Here is a 20,323-nt window from a genome sequence, read left to right as displayed (position 1 = left end):
GCGGCCTGAGCGTGCTGTCCACCGAATGGTGGCTGGCAGCGCATCGTCATGACCATTTGTCGGAGATTTTCCGTGAAATTACGTAGTTTGTGGGCGCTGGCCATAGCCGGCGCCTGCGGTGTGGCCGTGCCTGGCCACGCCGCTGAAGTGCTGCGCCTAGAGGATGCGGTTGCCCGCGCCCTGGGCACCCATCCCAGCGTGCAGGCAGACGCTGCTCAACTAGAAGCTGTCAGAAGCCGTGCGGGCCGGGAGGCATTGCCTACGCCGCTCGTGCTGGGCGGCGAGCTTGAGAACGTGGCTGGCTCAGGTGGCCTGAGCGGCCTGGACGCCGCCGAATCCACCTTCCGCATCTCCAAGGTCCTGGAATTGGGTGGGAAGCGGGCAGCACGCCAAGCGCTCGGTGGCGCCGAGGTGGACGCCGCCCGAAGCGAAGCGGACGTCACCCGTATCGCTATCGCCACCTTGGCCGCGGGGCGCTTCGTCGATGCGCTGGCCGCCCAGGAGCATGTCGAGCACGCCGAAGAGCGCATCAAAATGGCCCAAGCCATGCGCCGTGAAGTGGCCCGCTGGGTAGCGGCCGCCCGCAATCCGGACTCGGACCTGAGATCCGCCGAGATCGCCCTGCTCGATGCCGAGCTGAAGCGGGAGCAGGCGTTGCAGGCCCTAGAAGGCGCCCGGATGTCACTGGCGGCCACGTGGGGGGCACCCCGCCCCGACTTCGGCTCGGTTGCAGGTGATACCGGGATCCTTCCCCCTCTGGATGATTTTGATGATCTGAGCCTACGCCTGGCCACGACTCCACAGCAGCGGGCCATGGACGCCCAGGCCGGGGTTCTGGGTGCAAGAAGGGACATCGCCCGGGCCAGTGCCAAGCCGGATATCAGCGTTGGCCTTGGCATTCGACGACTGGAAGCCACCAAGGACAGCGGCCTGGTGATGTCCGTCTCTGTCCCGTTAGGGAGCCGTCGACGATCGGACTTCTCCGTCGCCGAAGCAGACTACGAGCTGACCTCGCTCAAATACAGGCGCGAGGCGCAGATGTTGGAGGTGCGTCAAGAGCTGTTTGGCATCTACCAGCAGCTCCGGCAAGCGCAGTCCGAAGTGGAGTCAGTGCGCCAGCGCCAGCTGCCAAAGGCCCAGCAGGCCTTTGATCAGAGCCGCAGGGGCTTTGAGGAAGGCCGCTTCTCCTTCCTGGTGCTCAGCCAGGCGCAGCAGAGGCTCTTCGACCTTCGCGAACGGGAAGTCGAATCCGCCGCGCGCTATCTCCGTCTCATGGTCGAGGCCGACCGCCTCACCGCTTCTGCCTTGGACATCCGCCCATGAACCGATACGTATTCCTGATCCTGCTCCCGTTCGCCCTGGCTGCATGTGGCGGCAACGAACCAGCGCAGGGAGACAAGCCTGAAGCCACTGCTGCGGCCGCAGGCGATTACGAGCGAGGGCCGCATCGCGGGCGCATGCTTCGCGACGGCGACTTCGCCCTTGAAGTGACTGTTTACGAAACCAATACCCCGCCGCAGTTCCGGCTGTATGCCTATCGCAACGACAAGCCGCTGGCACCTGGCGAAGTCAAAGCGACGATGCAACTCAAGCGACTGGACGGCGAAGTCAACAACTTCAGCTTTGCTCCGGAGAGCGATTACCTGGTGGGCAACGGGGAGGTGGTCGAACCGCACTCCTTTGACGTCAAAGCCGATGCAGTGGTGAGTGGGAAGAACTACACCTGGTCCTACGCCTCGTACGAAGGTCGCACAACCATAGATCCGAAAGCGGCTGCCGATGCAGGCGTCGTGGTCGAGCCCGCCGAACCGGGGGTCATCCGGGACACTGTCTCGCTTATGGGCAATGTCGTGGTCGACACCGGTCGATTTGCTGCGGTGAAGGGGCGCTTCCCGGGCGTGGTCCGCAGTGTGGCGGTCGAGATGGGACAACGCGTCTCGGCCGGTCAGACGCTGGCCACGGTGGAGGGCAATGACAGCATGCGGACCTACTCCGTCACGGCGCCTTTCAGTGGTGTCGTGCTCGCACGCAACACGGCGGTAGGAGATGTCGCTGCCGACAACACGTTGTTCGAGATTGCTGACCTTTCTGAGGTCTGGGTGGATCTGCGTGCGCTGGGAAGCGACGCCGAGCGCCTGTCCCCGGGCCAAGCGGTGACCATCCGTTCGGCAACAGGTGGTTTGGAAGCAACGGGAAAGCTGCAGGGCATCCTGCCGCTTGCCAGCGCTGGCCAGACCGTGGTGGCACGTGTGGCCCTTGCCAATAGCGAAGGCAAATGGCGACCAGGAATGGCCGTGTCCGCCGAGGTCGTCATCGCAGAGACGGAAGTCCCGCTGACAGTAAAAGAATCGGGACTGCAGCGTTTCCGGGACTTCACCGTTGTGTTCGCTCAAGTGGGCGACAGCTATGAGGTGCGGATGCTTGAACTGGGTAGGCGCGATGGCGAGCGAGTGGAGGTTCTGAAAGGGCTCAAGCCGGGAACCCGGTACGTCTCCGAGCAGAGCTACCTGATTCGTGCCGACATCGAAAAGTCCGGCGCAAGCCACGACCACTAAGGACGCCCCATGCTAGAGCGAATCATTCGCGCGTCCATCGCGCACAGATGGCTTGTGCTCCTTCTGGTCCTAGCTTTCTCAGGCCTTGGGATCTGGAACTACAGCAAGCTTCCCATCGACGCCGTTCCTGACATCACCAATGTCCAGGTGCAGATCAACACCGAAGCTCCCGGCTACTCACCGCTGGAGGCCGAGCAACGGGTCACATTCCCCGTCGAAACAGCGTTAGCCGGGCTGGCAAAGCTGGAATACACCCGTTCCATCTCACGCTACGGCCTGTCTCAAGTCACGGTGGTGTTTGAAGATGGCACGGACATCTACTTCGCCCGTCAACAGGTCGCAGAGCGGCTTCAGCAAGCGGCATCCCAATTGCCCGAGGGACTCAAGCCCAGCCTTGGACCGGTAGCGACCGGCCTGGGCGAGATTTTCATGTACACCGTGGAAGCTGAGCCGGGTGCTGAGGAGACGTGGACGCCAATGGCGCTTCGTACGCTGCAGGACTGGGTGGTCCGACCGCAGATGCGCCACTTGAAGGGCGTAACGGAGGTCAACACCGTCGGGGGCTATGTCCGCCAGTTCCACATCACGCCGGACCCGAAGAAGCTCCAAGCCTACGGACTGACGTTGCAGGATGTGCTGGAAGCCGTGGCACGCAGCAACGCCAACGTAGGTGCCGGCTACATCGAGAAAAGCGGTGAGCAGTACCTGGTCCGCGTGCCGGGCCAGGTGGCCGACATGGCGGGCTTGCGCAAGATCGTTGTGGCCAACCGTGATGGCATGCCATTGCGCGTTGGCGATCTGGCGGACGTTGTAGAAGGCACCGAACTTCGCACAGGCGCGGCAACCAAAGATGGCAAGGAAGTAGTCCTTGGCACGGCCTTCATGCTCATCGGTGAAAACAGCCGAGACGTGGCTCAGCGAACTGCCGCCAAGCTCAAGGACATCGATGCCACCTTGCCTGACGGCGTGCGGGCGCATCCCGTCTACGACAGAACCGAACTGGTGGACCGGACCATCGAGACGGTGAAGAAGAACCTTCTCGAAGGCGCCCTGCTCGTCATCGCGGTCCTCTTCCTGCTTCTGGGCAATCTTCGTGCGGCGCTGATCACTGCGGCGGTCATTCCATTGACGATGCTACTGACGATCACAGGCATGGTCCAGAATCGTGTCTCCGCGAATCTGATGAGCCTGGGCGCACTGGATTTTGGCCTGATCGTCGATGGGGCGGTCATCATCGTGGAGAACTGCCTGCGCCGCTTTGGCGAGCGGCAACACCTTCTGGGGCGTCTGTTGACCCGCGAAGAGCGCTTCTCCTTGGCGGCAAGTGCCAGTGCAGAAGTGATCAAGCCAAGCCTGTTCGGCCTTTTCATCATCGCGGCGGTCTACATCCCGATCTTTGCCCTCTCCGGCGTGGAAGGGAAGATGTTCCACCCGATGGCGCTTACCGTGGTCATCGCGCTCACCGGTGCCATGGCACTGTCCCTGACATTCGTGCCGGCCGCCGTAGCTCAGTTCGTAACGGGGAAGGTGTCGGAGAAGGAAACCAAGGCCATGCGCGGGGTCACCAAGCTGTATGGCCCGATGCTTGAGCGAGCCGTCAACGCACGCAAGGTGGTGGCGGCCTCGGCCGCAGTGCTCACCGTCTTGGCCGGTCTGCTTGCAAGTCGCCTCGGCACTGAGTTCATTCCTAACTTGGATGAGGGCGATATCGCGCTGCACGCGCTCCGAATTCCCGGGACCAGCCTGACCCAGGCGATCGGAATGCAACGTCAGCTCGAAGCGGCAATCAAGCAGTTCCCTGAGGTGGACGAAGTCGTCGCCAAAATCGGTACCGCCGAGGTGGCTACCGATCCCATGCCCCCCTCCGTAGCCGACACCTTCATCATGCTCAAAGATCGGGACCAATGGCCCGATCCGCGCAAGCCCAAGGCACAGCTTGTTGCCGAGCTCGAGAAGGTGGTTCGCGCCATTCCTGGCAACAACTACGAGTTCACCCAGCCGGTGCAGATGCGGATGAACGAGCTCATTGCAGGCGTTCGGGCTGAGGTTGCCGTCAAGCTGTACGGCGACGACCTGGAGCAACTGGCAGCCATCGGTAGTCAGGTGGAGAACGTTGCCAGTGGGATCCAAGGAGCGGCCGACGTGAAACTTGAGCAGATCACCGGTCTGCCCTTGATGACGATCACGCCGGACCTGGATGCACTTGCACGATACGGTGTAGCCATCGACGACGTGCAGAAGACCATCTCGGTGGCGCTGGGAGGTGAATCGGTCGGCCAGGTGTTCGAAGGCGATCGCCGCTTCGACATCGTGGTTCGTCTGCCGGAGAACCTGCGCCAGGACATCGGAACACTGGCGTCACTACCTGTAGCCGTCGCGCCAGGGGCGAGCACAGGCCAGGAGCGTAGCTTCGTGCCCTTGGGGCAGTTGGCCAAGGTCGAGATTGCGCCCGGTCCCAACCAGATCAGCCGCGAGAATGGCAAACGCAGGGTGGTGATCACCAGCAATGTGCGCGGACGCGATCTGGGGTCCTTTGTCGAGGAGTTGCGCAGCAAAGTCAGACAAGAAGTCCAGCTGCCCGAAGGCTACTGGATTGAGTATGGCGGCACATTTGAGCAGTTGATCTCGGCAAGCAAGCGCCTGTCCCTCGTCGTGCCAGTGGTTCTGGTGATGATCTTCGGTTTGCTGTTCATGGCCTTCGGTTCGGGCAAGGATGCCGCCATCGTCTTCAGTGGCGTGCCGCTGGCACTGACCGGGGGTGTGGTGGCGCTGTGGCTGCGCGACATTCCCTTGTCCATCTCCGCAGGCGTTGGGTTCATCGCGCTCTCGGGCGTTGCCGTGCTCAACGGCCTGGTGATGATCAGCTTCATCAAGAACCTGCGGGAAGAAGGCATGCCCCTGCATAGGGCTGTCACCGAAGGTGCTCTTACCCGCCTCCGGCCGGTCCTGATGACGGCCTTGGTGGCGAGCCTGGGCTTCCTTCCCATGGCTCTGAACGTCGGTGCTGGCGCGGAAGTTCAGCGCCCGCTCGCAACCGTGGTTATCGGCGGAATCATCTCTTCCACGCTGCTGACACTGCTCGTGCTGCCGGCGCTCTATCGACTGATCCACCGCGAAAAACCTGATCTGGAAAGTCGCTCGCCATGAATCATCCCACTCCTTTCAATATAAGGAACCCTTCTTTGACTTCCCCCACCAAGCTCTTTGCATGGCTTTCGATGCTTGCCGCAGTCCTGCTGCCATTTGCGGCGTTCGCGCACGGTGTCAGCGAGGGCGACCAAGCCTTCCTTGAAGAAAGCACCGGTAGGCAACTGATTGCGTTCACCTACCTCGGCGCCAAGCACATGGTGACTGGATACGACCACCTTCTGTTCCTGTTCGGGGTGATCTTCTTCCTTTACCGCATGCGGGACGTGAGCATCTACGTCACCCTGTTCGCCATTGGTCACAGCACGACGCTGCTGCTCGGCGTGCTCGGCGGCTTCCACGTCAACGCCTATCTGGTCGACGCGATCATCGGCCTGTCGGTGGTCTACAAGGCCTTGGACAACATGGGCGCGTTCAAGCGGTGGTTCGGCGTGCAACCCAACACCAAGATCGCGGTGCTTGTCTTCGGTTTCTTCCATGGCTTCGGCCTGGCCACGAAGCTTCAGGACTTCTCGCTCTCGCCGGACGGGCTGGTCCCCAACATGCTTGCGTTCAACGTGGGCGTTGAGATCGGCCAACTGCTGGCGCTTGCCGGCATCCTGATTGTGATGGGCTTCTGGCGTCGGCTGCCGTCCTTCAACCGTCAGGCCTACGGCGTGAACACCATCTTGATGATGGCCGGCTTCGTGCTCATCGGCATGCAGCTCACCGGCTACTTCGTTTCCTGATTTCTGACCGAGACCCATTATGTCGATCACCACCAATCAACCGCTCCCCACCACCGCTCGCCTGCTGAAATCCACGGCCCTCGCCGTGGCCGTCGCCGGCACGCTTCTGGTCACGGCCGTGCTGCCGGCCGAATACGGGATCGACCCCACCGGTATTGGCCGAATGCTTGGCCTCAGTGCGCTGGCTGACAGCGAGTCTTCGCCGCAATCTACTCCGGCCTCCATTCCTGTAAGGACGCCGGCCGGTAGCCAAGACGACGTGGCGCTCCTGTCACAGAAAGCAAGTGAGGCGTTCGGGGAAAGTAAAGGCCAATCGTTGGCGCCAAACGCAGTGTCATTGGCCGACGGCGAGCTTCGGCAGGACGCAATGACGGTCACGCTGGCGCCTGGCAAGGGAACCGAGGTGAAGTCCCACATGGCCGCTGGCGCTGGAATGCTATTCCGGTGGAACGCCACGGGCGACTTGGCCGTGGACATGCACGGCGAACGACCGGACGTAAAAGGTGCCTGGACCAGCTACTCAGTTGAAGCTGCCCAGCGTGAAGCACGCGGCACTTTTACTGCCCCCTTCGAGGGCACTCATGGCTGGTATTGGCAGAACCGGAGCGACAAACCGGTCACCGTGAGCATCGAGATCGTCGGCTACCAGTCCGACATCTACCAACCGTAAGACCCCGGCGTTTCCGCCGATTTCAACCAAGGAAAAAAGACCATGAAAATCCGTATCTCGGTCGTCGCCGCATTGTTCGCTGGCGCCGTCCTGTCCAACGTTGCCTCTGCCCACGATCCCGCCCTCCATTCGGCGCATGCCGCACCGACGGGTCCAAAGGCCAAACCCACCACCTGCGAGGAGTTGGCGGACCGCTCTAAGTTCAAGGTTGATCTGGGCGATGCCCAGACCAAGGCCCTGAAGGAGCGCTGCGAGGCGCAGGCGGCACCGAAGAAAAAGTAACGCCATACAGGTTGGAGGACGGCCCTGCCATGGCGGGGCCGTCCCCCAGCCACCTCCCTGCTGCGAGTAAACTGGATCCACCCACGGCGCCTGCTCACAAAGAGCCCCCGTGCCTACGGATCGGTGCAACCAGACTATTGATGTCAGGACACGCCATGATTGAAGTATTGCGCCATCCCACGTTTCGCCGCCTGTTCGGTGCGCAGGTGGTCGCGCTGATTGGAACCGGCCTTGCGACTGTCGCTCTGGCCCTGTTGGCCTATGACTTAGCAGGTGCACAAGCCGGCGCGGTGCTGGGAACAGCACTGGCCATCAAGATGGTCGTGTATGTGACGCTGGCACCTGTCTCAGGGGCGGTTGTCCCGGCACGGCTACGTAAGAAGGTGCTGATCGCGCTCGACTTGGTTCGTGCTGGGGTCGCCCTATGCTTGCCTTTTGTCACTGAGATTTGGCAGGTGTATCTCCTCATCGCAGTGCTGCAATCCGCCTCAGCGTGCTTCACCCCGCTGTTCCAGTCGACCATTCCCGAAATCCTCAACGAGGAGCGCGACTACACGCGCGCCCTTTCGCTGTCGCGATTGGCTTACGACTTGGAAAGCCTGTTAAGCCCAGCGCTCGCGGCGGCACTGTTGACCATCGTCAGCTTTCATGGGTTGTTCGCGGGCACCTCGGTCGGATTCATCTTCTCGGCGATTCTTGTCGCCTCTACGGCCTTCCCCATCGTTGCCTCTGCCCCCTCCACAGACGGCCCTTATGCGCGAGCCATGCGAGGCATGCGCATCTACCTTCGCACGCCAAGACTGCAGGGACTTCTCGCTCTTAACGTCTGCGCTGCAGCGGGCGGTGCAATGGTCTTCGTCAACACCGTAGTAATGGTGCGCACCGTCCTTGGTGGAACCGAGGACCAGGTAGCATGGGCATTGGCCGCCTTTGGAGGCGGCTCCATGCTGGTTGCCCTGTTGCTGCCCAAGATTCTTGAGCGCATTTCAGACAGGACAGTCATGCTTTCAGCGGCGCTGAGCATGGTGGTTATCCTGATGGTGTTGCTCGGAATCTGGTCAGTGCTCCAAGGACACCTCGGATGGAACACGGTCATCCCAATCTGGTGCCTATTGGGCATGGCCTATGCCGGCTTGGTCACCCCTGGCGGCAGGCTCCTTCGGCGCTCGGCAGAATCAGCCGATCTCCCATTCCTCTTCGCAGCCCAGTTCTCCCTATCGCACGTTTGCTGGCTGATTTCCTATCCACTCGCAGGATGGGTGGGAGCGCGCTACGGCTTAAGCGTTGCCTTGGCGGCTCTGACCATCCTCGCGACACTCGGCTTGGCACTGGCGTGGCGCAAATGGCCGGCTCATGATCCGGATGTGATCGTGCATGAGCACGAACAGCTGGCTGACGACGACCCCCACCTTCTCGCGCATCGCCAGGCCGACGGCACCCACCGCCACCGGTTTGTTATCGATGAACGCCACACACGCTGGCCCGGATAACGAGTTAAACGGAGCCTCAGCGCCATTTGCGAGATTGACTACAGACATATAGATCGATGTCGCTGTCGTAGCGGCAAGAAAAGCCGCCTTCGCAATACCCCATCTCTCCAAATGGACCAAGTGAAGGCTGATCCCTCAGAGCAGCTGCGGCAGCGGCTTAGCAATGCCCGAGCAGAACGCACACGTCATCGACATTACCTCGCTGGAAGACCTCATAATCGAGGTTGTGGGAGGTGCCCCCAACATTGCCTGTATTTAGCGCAACACCAACCCGTAGCCACTCGCATTAGGATGGGGTGCTGATCAGTGCTCCATGTGTAAAAGGAGGCCACACGCGTGAACTTCCCTACTGTTGCCCCCCATTCCACGGACGGATGCCAATGAACACTCCCGCGACACCTGCCGCCAAGCCAACCGCCCCCTCTGAGAAGCCAGGCCCCAGTGCATTGATGACACTGGCCACCATTGCCGGCGGCTTGGTGGCGTTAGCCACGCTGCTTGGATTTGTTCTTCATGGCTGCGGCCACGTGGCATACAGCACTTACCTTAATGACTGGGGCGTTCAAGAGGGCTTGTTCCCACAGACAGCGGATTGGAAGGTGGTTCGGGGCTACTACGCGGTGGTGCTCCAAGGCAGCGAGCTCATCTCGGATATCCCGTGGCGTGTTGTCTTCTACGCGTTCTGTGGCATGACGACGGCCATCTTTGTCGCAAACCTGCCCACTGTTCAACGAACAGCCTTTCACGATTGGTTTGCAGCACGACCATTCTGGATCCGCGAGCCGGTCAAAGCGATGGTGGGATCTGCGGCCGTGCTCTATGTGGCGCTAACCATGACCTTGATCGGCACACTTCTCGCCCTGATTCCAGGGTGGCTTGGCGAACGGGCCGGACATCTTCAAGCCATAGAGGAGCGCGAAGCAATCCACGAGAAGGATGGCCACGAGAATCATCCTGCCGAACTTTGGCGCGATGGAAAGAAGGAAGTCAGTGGCAAAATCATCGCTTCATCTGAGGCATTGATTGCGATCTATGACCAAGATCTCGACCTAGTCCGAACGTTGGAAAGGACCGGGTATGAGATTCGATCTGAGAAGTCTTTATATTCTGCTAAGTAAGCCCGCCCCTGACAGATAGGCAACCGCAGTTGCCTAGAGGAGACTCGCTAGCCCTTATGCCGGCCGAAGCAATGGCTGGAAGACCTATCCGACGTCTCCAAATCCATTGACTGGCAGCGCCATACCTCCTCGCCAAGGCGCATTGAAGGGCTTGGCGAGCAGTTGGCGAAACGCGGGGTAGGCAATGCCACTCGCGGTTAAGCGCCTCCCGTGCCAGCGCACGCATCGAGAGCTGTCGTTTTGCACCTCAAGATTTCGCGTCAGCAGCCGCTAACGAGCTACCGCTACTGCATGGACGCACGATGGAAACGACTGCGACTTGGAACGAGATGTTCACGCTGCTTGAAGCGGCCGTGACATTGCTGGCGCTACCCTGCACCGCACTCTATCTCTGCTACACCTCGGGAACGCTTCACCCGCTTCGAAATCGGCTGATGCGGCTTTTCATCAGCCGCGACGACGTGGAGCACGGCGCCATTCGGGGCAGTATTTCTGACCGCTCCGCTGTCGTGTCCTTCGGCATGGTCTACGGCATCCACCTAGACACGGTCACCGAAGTCGAGTCACTCATCAAGGGCGCGCAAACGCACGACGTGCCGCTTCACCTCATTGGCGCTGCGGGCGATGCCTTTGATCGTGAGGCATTTGCAGTCAAGCCGCACAAGTCGCCTGGAAAGTGGGGAGGCGCGATGAGCGGCATGGCGCTCATGATCTCCTACTTAGCGACAGCATGCCTTTTGTGGGGAGCCTTTAGCAGCGAGGTGTTGATCCGCATTAAGGAGACCGACACGCTTCTCCGGGTGGCCACAAAAGGTGATGAGGGCACTGCTCACGGAATCCTCCGTGACAAGGACCTCACTTTCACGCAGCAAGAATGCGCCGCTCTTCCTCAGCCGATTACGATTGAGCCCTTCGTTGACGATGAAGCGCGTTACAACTTGTCGGTGCTCTGCGCGATTTGGACCTTGCCGGCCGAGCGAAAGGAACTTACGGAGTCGCTGCCGGTGCAGCGCACTGCTTTCGGTGCAGCTGCGTTGGTGGCCTTCATGTTCCTGTTGGGATGCTGGGACTCGCTGCTCAAACGATTTGCCATCCGAAAGCTAGAGCGCAGGACTGGCCTTGCGCGACCGTCAGTTGCTTCCACCTCACAGCGGCAGTTTGTGCTTAGGTTCGGGAGACTGTTCTATCTACGCTACGGCAAAGAATAGACCTCATCCCTGGGCTCGCCTACGCAAGAGTAGCTCATCAGAAGGAGACGACCGGGATTGGCGCGGGCAGAAGACCATCAACGCGCCCAACACCGCGCCATGGACACCTGGCCAGCACGGGCATGCAATCATGGTGAGATCCTAGATCCGCGCAGGCCGATGCCGCTTCAATGCGGGAACGCTTGTTTGATCGGCTAGGTGCTTCCGCGCTTGGGTAGCCTGATGCTCAGCGATGAGCTTAGTAAGGCGCGATTTTCCGTCGGGCAGGTAGAGCGCCCGCTCAGCTTCGGCGTGATCGGCGTGCTCCAACAGTGCAATCGCAGTCTCCTGTTTGTCTCCTTGGATGGCTGCCGCTAGAGCATGAGAACACGCCGACTGACTCACCACCCCAATCAGACGCTCAACAATGCGCGTGTGCCCAGCTCTCGCCGCCTCATAGATCGCCTTATTGCCAAAGCCGCGTGGCGCGCCGGCTTTGATGATCGCTGGTATCAGCACATTGACCGTATCCAGATGCCCGTTCGTCGCCGCTGCATCCAATCCCGTTGCATAGGTGTCGCCTGCATCGGGCAGCTTAGCCTTGAGCAAGATTTTGATGACATCCGTCGCGCCGCGCGCAGCTGCATCGGGCAGGATACTCATCGCGCAAACGATGGCCGACGAGACGGGAAGAAGGAGCTTCACGATGTTGAGATGTCCGTGAGTTGCAGCCTCCCAGAGTGCACGGTTGCCATTCGCCTTGGGATCGCTCAGCGGAATGAGAAGCGCAACGATCTCTGCATGACCCTCCCTTGCAGCGTGAACTAACGCGTTTGAGTCGCTTGCCAAGGGATCAGTGAAAGGAAGAAGCGCTTCTACGGCTTCAACAGATCCACTTCGTGCCGCCCAAGATAGCGCCAACGATTCGTCGGCCCTAGGGCTAGACACCGGGATCAACTTGCGCAGGATTGACACCTGCCCCCCTGAGGCCGCAACGGCGAGCGGGAAGGCACTTTGCGTCGGCAGAAGCGACGGCAGCAGTGCATCAATGATGTCTTCGTTGTTCGCCTCAACGGCTTCTTGAACGGCCTCCCAAGCCAGCCGAGAACTGATCGGAGACGCAGCCACGATCTTCAATACACGCGCCACGTCACCCGCCTTCACCGCTTCTTCTAACTTCTCCCGCTCTTTCACTGCGCTCAGCTCCTTCAAAAGGTTGAAGCTAAGGCAGATTTATGATCGGTCAAGCCGGGTCCGGACTGGTCACCCTCTCGTTTCCGCCCGCCTCATGATGACCATCCAAAAATCAGCGTGCCGCGCGAGCAAGGCTAAATGAGTAAGCGCAAGTCATCCCGGTCGTGCCAGCCAGATCAAGACCCCATCTTTGACCGTGGCGCCCCTCCTAAGAGAGGCACCACAGCCTTTTACCAGGAGCTCATGCGGTGGCCGCTGCTGCCGACGCCCCTTTCTTCCGCGACGTCGAGGTTTTATCCGAGCGCTCGTTTACTTCCTTGATGAAGGCCTCAAATTCCACGAGGTCCGACATGAGCTCATCCGGGTCAGGGACCGCGACCCCACCAAACTGAGCCTTGTCGTGCGCGTAGTTAGAACACTTAGCCATACCTGCTTCGACGCGCGCGTAATCAGCATCCGTCACCGTCACGCCTGATAGGCGCTGCGTCTCCACCCCCTTACGGAACCGAAGAACGACATTTCGGAGCAGCACCTCCTCTACTGCTCGCTCCCAGGCCAAGCGCAAATAGTAGTAGGCCTTTACGGTCAACTCGTGATGCGCCTCTTCTTCACCAAGCTTCTGTGCTTTCACTGCTTCGACGTGAATTGTCTTGATGAAGCCCACGCGCTTTGAACTACTCAACCCCTCAAACGGCAGATTGGGACTTGCCACACCGAAACCTTGGGCTTGACGCACCAGGCTCTGAGTCACGACAGGCCTGCCCGCACGTCCGGCAGCTTCCGTCAGCAAGTTCAGGAAATAGATGTCGTGCGTAAGAATAATTACTTGCCGCTTCTCTGCCTCATCAGCAAGACGTTTTGCGACGCGCTCACGACGACGGTGGTCTAACGAACACACTGGATCATCGAACACGATCGCTCCTGTTTGGCCGCTCAGCGAAACCTCAGCCAAGAATGATCCAATGGCGATGGCGCGCTGCTCGCCTTCGCTGAGGATCTCGGAGGGAGATAGCGCCTGCGGCAACTCCAAGCGGAGCCGGTGGAGCGTCTTTCCACGCGCTGAGCGACTTTGCGAGGACACACTAAGTGAAGAGACGCCGAGTGATTTGAACTCGCGATTGAGCGCTTCACCCAGTTCCTTGGAGACCACTTGGGCAGCAATCTCGGTGGCCTTGGTGGAAATTGACCGCGTCTTGAGATGGGGTAGGCAGCCTTTCAATCTGGATTGCACTGACAATTTGTTAATGGCGCTAAGCACCGAGTCTTTGACCACCGCCAACTGCATGCGGGCATTAAGCTCATTGAACTCGCCCTGCAAAGCATTACGCGCCTTTTCATCCGAAGCTTCATCAAGCGCTTTGGCTGCGCTGTGCAATTGCTCAGCAAGAAGCGAAAGCGCAGCTCTCGGACTCACCCCAGCGCTGACTACCACACTCCAATCATCGGCAGTGGCAGCATCTTTGACGGATTTCTGGCGCGCAATCAACGCCTCCTCAAAGGCCTCCACGTCGCTGGCCAGCTGCTCGTTTTCCGCGCGAAGCTCGACCCGAATGGCCTCATCCAACCCGAGTGTGACGACCTCCTTTGTCATCGGCACAAAGACCGCGCGAAGATCCTCTCGCCTGCCATCACGTGCCTTCTCTGCCTCAGCCTCTACAAAGGCCTCGAAGCGCCGCAAGCGCTCGGCGCCCGCTTGCAGTGGCTGCTGGCAAAGCAAGCAAGCATCATCCGACGTGAGTTCATAAAAGCCCTTATCAGGATACGCACTGACGGCAAACTTCTTTGCCGCGTCATAGAGATCGCGCCACGCCTCGCCTCCCGTGCCTGGCAAGAGTTTGCCGCCCTCTGTATGCAACTGAGCGGCGATCTTGGCTGCGACCTGCGCATTGCGATAGGCATCAGCTGCTTGATGGACGACCGTCACCGCCGCTTCGCTCAGGCGCTCCTCTTCGACTGCCACCTTCGCTGCAAGTGCACTAAATCGCTGCGCCCGAAGACGAACTTGTTGTGCCTTCTCTTTGGGGTTTCCTTCCTTGAGACTGGCTTCCACTTCGGCGCGCCGCGCAAGCTCTTTGTCGCTCAGGGTCGCCAAGCTTTCGATCACCTCAGGCTTGGTCTTGGCAGACAACGCAGCAATTTGTTTCCCAACTTGCGTCTCACCGAGGAGAGGCGCAAAAGCACTGATGTCGACCTGTGCCCTGAGAAGTTCGTCCGAAACCTTGGCTTCCAGACGCTGACATAGCGTTGCAAGCGCTGCGAACACTTCTAAGCCGTAAGGCACATAGGCAAAGTCTCCCTCCTGGTCGAGATATGCCTTAGCGCACCGCGCATCAAAAACCGCAATGGATGAAAGCTCCGCTGGCGGTGTGACGCCCTGCTGCCAAGTAAGCTCGCTGACCACACCGCCTTGCGACACAACAAAGGTCGCCTGCGGCGTGGTGGACTTGGAAGCGGCGAAGTTGGCGTCTGGATGAATGTCTTCTTGTTGATCACGAGCACGGCATGCTCGCTTGAGAACTCGCGAGTAGCCAGACTTCCCCGACCCGTTACTGCCGTAGATGATCGTTAAGCCAGTTGCCCCCATCCCAAGGCTTTGGTGCGGTGCGATAGCATTGACGTGCTGCAAGTCCTTCACAGCTTGTAGCACGATTGCGCTTGCACCCGCAGGTGGCAGTGGAACTTGCCCCGCCGCAAGCGGCTTGGCTATCCGTCCCTTCGGATCGGGAATACCGTTCGCGGATTTAAGCAGCGCTAGCAAGTCCGCCTCGTCTTGCTCATCGAGGGCATTCTTCGCTAGCAGTCGAGAGATGGCATCACTTTGCCAAGGTGGCAGGCCCTTAGACCATTCAAAGATCTCGTTCAAAATCGTCACCACAACCCCCTGTAAGTTCCATTTACTGCGGTGCGGGCATAAGCAGTCACCCGCGATTGAAGCCAGGCACGATCACTGTCCCTGGCTGTTTTTCGGTTACATGCCAAACTCCGAATGAAGGGCGTCGCGCTCGCCTGCCGCTTTAATAGCAGCGCGCTCATGCTCCACGAGGTCATCAAAGACCGCCTCGTAGGCCCGACGCGCAGGCATGTTCGACCATGCCTCTCTCAGTGCTTCATTTAGAGTGGCAAAGACAACCGCGTCGTCGCTCAGCGCACGCAAGACGGCATCAACGCTCTCGGCATCCAAGATGTGTCCCCAGAGCTTGCCTTCGTTCGTCACGATCCACGGCGCATCTAGGGTCAGGTCGTCGAACCGCTTAAACGCGACCGCGAAGCTGATCAAGCTCGAACGCCACGCATCTAGGTCGCCCTTGCGGTAGCGCGTATGGCGATTAGTGGCGTAGAGACCACTGGCATCAGGGTTCTTCGCCCGGGCCGGCCCCACGCCTGCATCTATTGCGCGTTTCAGGGTCTTGGTGCTTCTACCCACATAGATCGCGGCTTCAACTGCATTGAAGTCGGCGTCTTCGGGGCGCTCTTCCAAACGGCGGCGCACTTCCGCGAGCTGATCAGCGGTCAAGCGCTTCTGCGCAATCTGGGTCAGCCGGAATGGAATTTCATTGTCTTGGCTCATCTGATCTTCGCCCCTCCCTAGCGCCGTCCTTGATGCTCTAAGACCACTCAGCTATGTCAGCACAGCCAGAAGCAGAGGATCCGCCCCCAGCATCACCTTCTCAATCCGCGTCATCTCTTCCAGCAGCCGCGCATCGTCCACTTTAGTGTAGCGGCCGGTAACGTCTCGGCTGTTGCGGTGATTGAGGAGACGCTTCACCACCGCATACGAGGCCACTTCCTCGGCCACTGTAGCAAAGGTCCGACGCAGGTCGTGGGTCCGAAGCGCCTCGATCTCGCCAGCTTTCTTCAAGCCCTGCAAGATTGCCTTACTGTCCAAATAGTGGCCTTGCACCGCCCTGCTGCTCCGAGCGGGAAAGACCCAAGGAGACTGGCTCTTCTGGGTCGCCTCTTCACGAAGGGTCAGAATGCGCTTGGCACCTGGTGCCAACGGGAGCGTATGGGTAGAGCCGTTCTTCGTATTGGCAAAAGACACCCACCCGGCATCCAGATCCACCCAAGAGCTGATCGAAAGATCTCGCTTATCGATCCGATGGCGCCATTTCAACGGGGCTGCCTCACCCCGCCTGGTGCCCCAAAGAAGCGTTAAAAGCAAGTAGTCGCACGCCGTGCGGTAGTTATCGACCTTGCGCCGCTCCCAAAGCGCCACCAAGAAGCGACCCAGTGAACCATCGCGAAGCTGCATCGGGTTGCGGGCCTGGCTCGCCTCGTAACCCGCCTCCAACTGCTCGCGCGTTCGGTAGCGCCCTTCTTGGTGAAGCACCGTAAACGGATTGATCTGCAACGAAGGTGACCGGCCCGCATTCGCGGCAATGCGCTTTTCCCGATCCATGCAGTAGCCCACCGCGCGACTAGCCCAACGGAAAGTCAGTTCTGCGGTGGTGACGGTTGGCTTATCAAACGCCGTGGTTGCGGCATTCGCCCGCTTGGTCCCCTCGGCCAGGTGGCGCTTACCCTTGGCGATTTCGTCGAACGCGTCCAAGATCCGCTGTTCGTTGACCAAGTCACCGATAGGAAGACCCAGCAGATTCACCTCAGCCCGACCGAGCCGCTTCTCGGCGTATTCGAACCCCCTTAGGCTGCTGTCCTTGGCGGGCCTTGCGCGCTCGATCAGGTGACGGCGATAGAGCGCAAAGCACGCCTCAACCGTCATCAGGCTTACCCGGATCTCGTCCTTGTCGATTTGCTTGGCCTGGCCGGGAGTTTTGCCACTGGCTTGCATGGAGGCCAGAGCAACCTTGGCGTCTTCGCGGGCCTTGGCAAGGGTGATGTCCCGGCAGTTCCCCAAGGTCGCTTTGAGCACACGGGCACCGATGCGCCGCTGCAAGATGTAGCTCATCCCGGTTTTGTTTACCGCCACCCCAAAGCCGACGGGCGCATCTCGGTGGCTGTCGAACACCACATAGCGCTTCTGATCCGTATTCGGGGCAAACTTGACGATCTTGCCGTCGGCGTTGACCTCCGGCACGCGCGTGAAGGACAGCTGCTCTTTGACCATGGTCGCCGTGAGCGCCAGACGTCGAGAGGCCTTGTTTTCCATCGCGTAGCTCCGGGTGGACCCTGTTTCGCTGGACGTTATCCTAGGGCGCTACTTTGGCGCTACAGGTGACTGTCCAAAGACGGGAATAAATGTCCCTACTCGTCCACAGTTGCTGTCACAAAGATTACTTAAACCATTGATTGATATGTCAAAATTTGAAACGCAGCAGAAATCCGGAAGCGCGGCAGAGCATACCCCGCTCATGAAGCAGTTCTTCGCCGCCAAGTCCGAGTTCCCGGACCTGCTGCTGTTCTTCCGCATGGGCGATTTCTACGAGCTGTTCTACGACGACGCACGCAAGGCCGCGCGGCTGCTGGACATCACCCTGACCCAGCGCGGCAGCTCCGGCGGCGCCCCGATCCCGATGGCCGGCGTGCCGGTGCATGCCTACGAAGGCTACCTGGCCCGGCTGGTGGCTCTGGGCGAATCGGTAGCGATCTGCGAACAGATCGGCGACCCCGCCCTGGCCAAGGGCCTGGTGGAACGCAAGGTGGTGCGCATCGTCACCCCCGGCACCGTCACCGACGAAGCCTTGCTGGACGAGCGCCGCGACACCCTGCTGATGGCGCTTTCGCGCAGCAGGTCCGGCTACGGGCTGGCGTGGGCCGACCTGGCCGGCGGGCGCTTCCTGGTCAATGAAGTGGACACCGATGACGCGCTGGAAGCCGAGCTCGCACGGTTGGAACCGGCCGAACTGCTGGTCCCCGACGAAGAGAACTGGCCGGAATTCCTGCGCCAGCGCAAGGGCGTGCGCCTGCGTGCGCCGTGGCTGTTCGACGCCGACAGTGGCCGCCGCCAGCTGCTCGCGTTCTTCAAGCTGCATGACCTCAGTGGATTCGGCATCGATGACAAACCACGTGCCACCGGTGCCGCCGGTGCGCTGCTGGGCTACGTCGAAGAAACCCAGAAGCAGCGCCTGCCGCACCTGACATCCATCGCCATGGAAAACGCGGGCGAAGCGATCGCGATGAATGCCGCCACGCGCCGCCACCTGGAGCTGGATACCCGCGTCGATGGAGATACCCGCAACACGCTGCTCGGCGTGCTGGACAGCACCGTCACCCCGATGGGCGGACGCCTGCTGCGGCGCTGGCTGCACCGGCCGCTGCGCCTGCGTGAGGTACTCGTACAGCGCCACCATGCCGTGGAAACACTGATCGACCGCGGCGCGGATGCGGATATCCGTGAACAGTTCCGGCGCCTGGGCGACCTGGAACGCATCCTGACCCGCGTGGCGCTGCGCTCGGCGCGCCCCCGCGATTTCTCCACATTGCGCGATGGCCTGGGCCTGCTGCCGGCGGTGCGCGAGGTGCTCGCCCCGCTGGATTCGCCGCGCCTGCAGGCGCTGCATCAGCTGCTCGGCGAGCACGACGACTGCGCGCGCCTGCTGGCCAGCGCCATCGCCGACATGCCACCGCTCAAACTCAGCGACGGTGGCGTGCTGGCGGATGGCTTCGATGAAGAACTGGATGAACTACGCCGGCTGTCCACGCATGCCGACCAGTTCCTGATCGACCTGGAACAGCGCGAACGCGAAAGCAGCGGCATCGCCACGCTGAAGGTCGGCTACAACCGCGTCCACGGCTATTACATCGAAATCAGCAAGGGCCAGTCCGACCGCGCGCCGGTGCACTACACCCGCCGCCAGACACTGACCAATGCCGAACGCTACATCACCGAAGAACTGAAGAGTTTCGAAGACAAAGTGCTGTCTGCGCGCGACCGCTCGCTGTCGCGCGAAAAGCAGCTTTACGAGCAGCTGCTGGACACGCTGGGCGACTGCCTGGAGCCGCTGAAGCAGTGCGCCGGCGCGCTGAGCGAACTGGATGTGCTGGCCGGTTTCGCCGAACGCGCGCAGGCGCTGGACTGGTCGCGGCCAGAGTTGGAAACCGCGCCCTGCCTGAAGATCGAACGCGGGCGCCACCCGGTAGTGGAAGCGGTGCGCGACCAGCCGTTCGAACCCAACGACCTGGACCTGCACCCGGACCGCCGCATGCTGGTGATCACCGGCCCGAACATGGGCGGCAAGTCCACGTACATGCGGCAGAACGCACTGATCGTGCTGCTCGCCCACATCGGCAGCTTCGTGCCCGCCAGCCGGGCGGTGATCGGCCCGATCGACCGCATCCTGACCCGCATCGGCGCCGGCGACGATCTGGCGCGCGGGCAGTCCACCTTCATGGTGGAAATGGCCGAGACCAGCTACATCCTGCACCACGCGACCGAGCACTCGCTGGTACTGATGGATGAGATCGGTCGCGGTACGTCGACCTACGATGGCCTGGCGCTGGCCGACGCGGTGGCGCGTCATCTGGCATGGCAGAACCGCTGTTACACCTTGTTTGCCACGCACTATTTCGAGCTGACCGCACTGGCCGGCGAACAGCACGAAGGTGGCCGCAGCGGGATCGCCAACGTGCATCTGGACGCGGTGGAACACACCGACCAGAACGGCGGCGAGCGCCTGGTGTTCATGCATGCAGTGAAGGATGGCCCGGCCAACCGCAGCTTCGGCCTGCAGGTAGCCGCGCTGGCCGGGTTGCCGCGCGCGACGGTGGCGCAGGCACGACGTCGGCTGGCCGAACTGGAACAGCGCGGCGGTGAAACCCAGTCGGCGGTCGTTGCGCCGCAGGCGCTGGATGCGCCGCAGCAGTTCGGATTGTTTGCCGCCCACAACACCGCCGCACTGGATGCCTTGGCGGCGGTGGACCCGGATGAACTGACGCCGCGGCAGGCGTTGGAAGCACTGTATCGGTTGAAAGCGCTGGTCTGATTCTGCACGGCCCGCTGCGCTCGCCGACCATGGGTCGGCGTTAGCGGGCCGGGCTCAACGCTGGCCCAACAG

At 60.9% G+C, this 20,323-nt stretch carries 14 protein-coding genes; 10 read left to right on the top strand and 4 right to left on the bottom strand.

Annotation, left to right across the window (positions count from 1 at the left end; genetic code table 11):
- Positions 1 to 72 precede the first annotated feature (72 nt).
- The 9 genes from CXG43_RS12780 to CXG43_RS12740 all read left to right on the top strand — a co-directional run bounded on the left by CXG43_RS12780 (position 73) and on the right by CXG43_RS12740 (position 11,198).
- The gene (locus tag CXG43_RS12780) at positions 73 to 1,323 is read left to right on the top strand and encodes a TolC family protein (protein WP_004149757.1); all 1,251 of its coding nucleotides are present in this window, start codon (positions 73 to 75) and stop codon (positions 1,321 to 1,323) included.
- Positions 1,320 to 2,555, top strand: coding sequence for an efflux RND transporter periplasmic adaptor subunit (locus CXG43_RS12775; RefSeq protein WP_004149755.1), 1,236 nt, complete (start codon positions 1,320 to 1,322; stop codon positions 2,553 to 2,555). The genes CXG43_RS12780 and CXG43_RS12775 overlap by 4 nt, the downstream gene beginning before the upstream one ends.
- A gap of 9 nt (positions 2,556 to 2,564) precedes the next feature.
- On the top strand, positions 2,565 to 5,702 hold the full coding sequence (locus tag CXG43_RS12770) for a CusA/CzcA family heavy metal efflux RND transporter (RefSeq protein WP_004149752.1): 3,138 nt from the start codon (positions 2,565 to 2,567) through the stop codon (positions 5,700 to 5,702).
- Positions 5,699 to 6,430, top strand: a complete 732-nt coding sequence (locus tag CXG43_RS12765; RefSeq protein WP_004149750.1) for a HupE/UreJ family protein — start codon at positions 5,699 to 5,701, stop codon at positions 6,428 to 6,430. The genes CXG43_RS12770 and CXG43_RS12765 overlap by 4 nt, the downstream gene beginning before the upstream one ends.
- 19 nt (positions 6,431 to 6,449) lie before the next feature.
- Positions 6,450 to 7,100, top strand: coding sequence for a hypothetical protein (locus tag CXG43_RS12760; RefSeq protein ID WP_101100257.1), 651 nt, complete (start codon positions 6,450 to 6,452; stop codon positions 7,098 to 7,100).
- Positions 7,101 to 7,142: 42 nt separating this feature from the next.
- On the top strand, positions 7,143 to 7,382 hold the full coding sequence (locus tag CXG43_RS12755; protein ID WP_004149685.1) for a hypothetical protein: 240 nt from the start codon (positions 7,143 to 7,145) through the stop codon (positions 7,380 to 7,382).
- A gap of 155 nt (positions 7,383 to 7,537) precedes the next feature.
- Positions 7,538 to 8,872 carry an MFS transporter gene (locus CXG43_RS12750; RefSeq protein WP_032969301.1) on the top strand — a complete coding sequence of 445 codons (1,335 nt, stop codon included), beginning with the start codon at positions 7,538 to 7,540 and terminating at the stop codon, positions 8,870 to 8,872.
- 380 nt (positions 8,873 to 9,252) lie between these two features.
- Positions 9,253 to 9,990: a hypothetical protein gene (locus CXG43_RS12745; protein WP_154354658.1), complete on the top strand. Its 738-nt coding sequence runs from the start codon at positions 9,253 to 9,255 to the stop codon at positions 9,988 to 9,990.
- Between the two features lie 302 nt (positions 9,991 to 10,292).
- The gene (locus CXG43_RS12740) at positions 10,293 to 11,198 is read left to right on the top strand and encodes a DUF6216 family protein (RefSeq protein WP_004149681.1); all 906 of its coding nucleotides are present in this window, start codon (positions 10,293 to 10,295) and stop codon (positions 11,196 to 11,198) included.
- A 141-nt stretch (positions 11,199 to 11,339) separates the two neighbouring features.
- Here the strand turns inward: CXG43_RS12740 and CXG43_RS12735 are convergent, their stop codons facing one another.
- The 4 genes from CXG43_RS12735 to CXG43_RS12720 form a co-directional block, all read right to left on the bottom strand.
- Complete coding sequence (locus CXG43_RS12735; RefSeq protein ID WP_004149679.1) at positions 11,340 to 12,371, bottom strand: ankyrin repeat domain-containing protein; 1,032 nt, start codon at positions 12,369 to 12,371, stop codon at positions 11,340 to 11,342.
- Positions 12,372 to 12,612: 241 nt separating this feature from the next.
- Positions 12,613 to 15,243: an AAA family ATPase gene (locus CXG43_RS12730; RefSeq protein ID WP_004149677.1), complete on the bottom strand. Its 2,631-nt coding sequence runs from the start codon at positions 15,241 to 15,243 to the stop codon at positions 12,613 to 12,615.
- 96 nt (positions 15,244 to 15,339) lie between these two features.
- Positions 15,340 to 15,939 carry a hypothetical protein gene (locus tag CXG43_RS12725; RefSeq protein WP_004149676.1) on the bottom strand — a complete coding sequence of 200 codons (600 nt, stop codon included), beginning with the start codon at positions 15,937 to 15,939 and terminating at the stop codon, positions 15,340 to 15,342.
- Between the two features lie 51 nt (positions 15,940 to 15,990).
- Complete coding sequence (locus CXG43_RS12720) at positions 15,991 to 17,478, bottom strand: tyrosine-type recombinase/integrase (protein WP_004149674.1); 1,488 nt, start codon at positions 17,476 to 17,478, stop codon at positions 15,991 to 15,993.
- Positions 17,479 to 17,623: 145 nt separating this feature from the next.
- Between CXG43_RS12720 and mutS the strand changes: the two genes are divergently transcribed.
- On the top strand, positions 17,624 to 20,251 hold the full coding sequence (mutS, locus tag CXG43_RS12715) for a DNA mismatch repair protein MutS (RefSeq protein WP_101100256.1): 2,628 nt from the start codon (positions 17,624 to 17,626) through the stop codon (positions 20,249 to 20,251).
- Positions 20,252 to 20,323 lie beyond the last annotated feature (72 nt).

Origin of the sequence: Stenotrophomonas sp. Bg11-02 (assembly GCF_002836635.1) — a bacterium.
GTDB classification, from domain to species: domain Bacteria; phylum Pseudomonadota; class Gammaproteobacteria; order Xanthomonadales; family Xanthomonadaceae; genus Stenotrophomonas; species Stenotrophomonas lacuserhaii.
Note: the sequence above shows the minus strand (reverse complement) of the source record. Positions and strands in the feature narration are given on the sequence as shown.

Bases quoted from the DNA above. Each gene is read 5' to 3' on its own strand.
- CXG43_RS12725 (WP_004149676.1), bottom strand. From the start codon at position 15,939: ATGAGCCAAGACAATGAAATTCCATTCCGGCTGACCCAGATTGCGCAG.
- CXG43_RS12755 (WP_004149685.1), top strand. From the start codon at position 7,143: ATGAAAATCCGTATCTCGGTCGTCGCCGCATTGTTCGCTGGCGCCGTC.
- CXG43_RS12770 (WP_004149752.1), top strand. From the start codon at position 2,565: ATGCTAGAGCGAATCATTCGCGCGTCCATCGCGCACAGATGGCTTGTG.
- CXG43_RS12765 (WP_004149750.1), top strand. From the start codon at position 5,699: ATGAATCATCCCACTCCTTTCAATATAAGGAACCCTTCTTTGACTTCC.
- CXG43_RS12760 (WP_101100257.1), top strand. From the start codon at position 6,450: ATGTCGATCACCACCAATCAACCGCTCCCCACCACCGCTCGCCTGCTG.
- CXG43_RS12745 (WP_154354658.1), top strand. From the start codon at position 9,253: ATGAACACTCCCGCGACACCTGCCGCCAAGCCAACCGCCCCCTCTGAG.
- CXG43_RS12720 (WP_004149674.1), bottom strand. From the start codon at position 17,478: ATGGAAAACAAGGCCTCTCGACGTCTGGCGCTCACGGCGACCATGGTC.
- CXG43_RS12775 (WP_004149755.1), top strand. From the start codon at position 1,320: ATGAACCGATACGTATTCCTGATCCTGCTCCCGTTCGCCCTGGCTGCA.
- mutS (WP_101100256.1), top strand. From the start codon at position 17,624: ATGTCAAAATTTGAAACGCAGCAGAAATCCGGAAGCGCGGCAGAGCAT.
- CXG43_RS12750 (WP_032969301.1), top strand. From the start codon at position 7,538: ATGATTGAAGTATTGCGCCATCCCACGTTTCGCCGCCTGTTCGGTGCG.
- CXG43_RS12740 (WP_004149681.1), top strand. From the start codon at position 10,293: ATGGAAACGACTGCGACTTGGAACGAGATGTTCACGCTGCTTGAAGCG.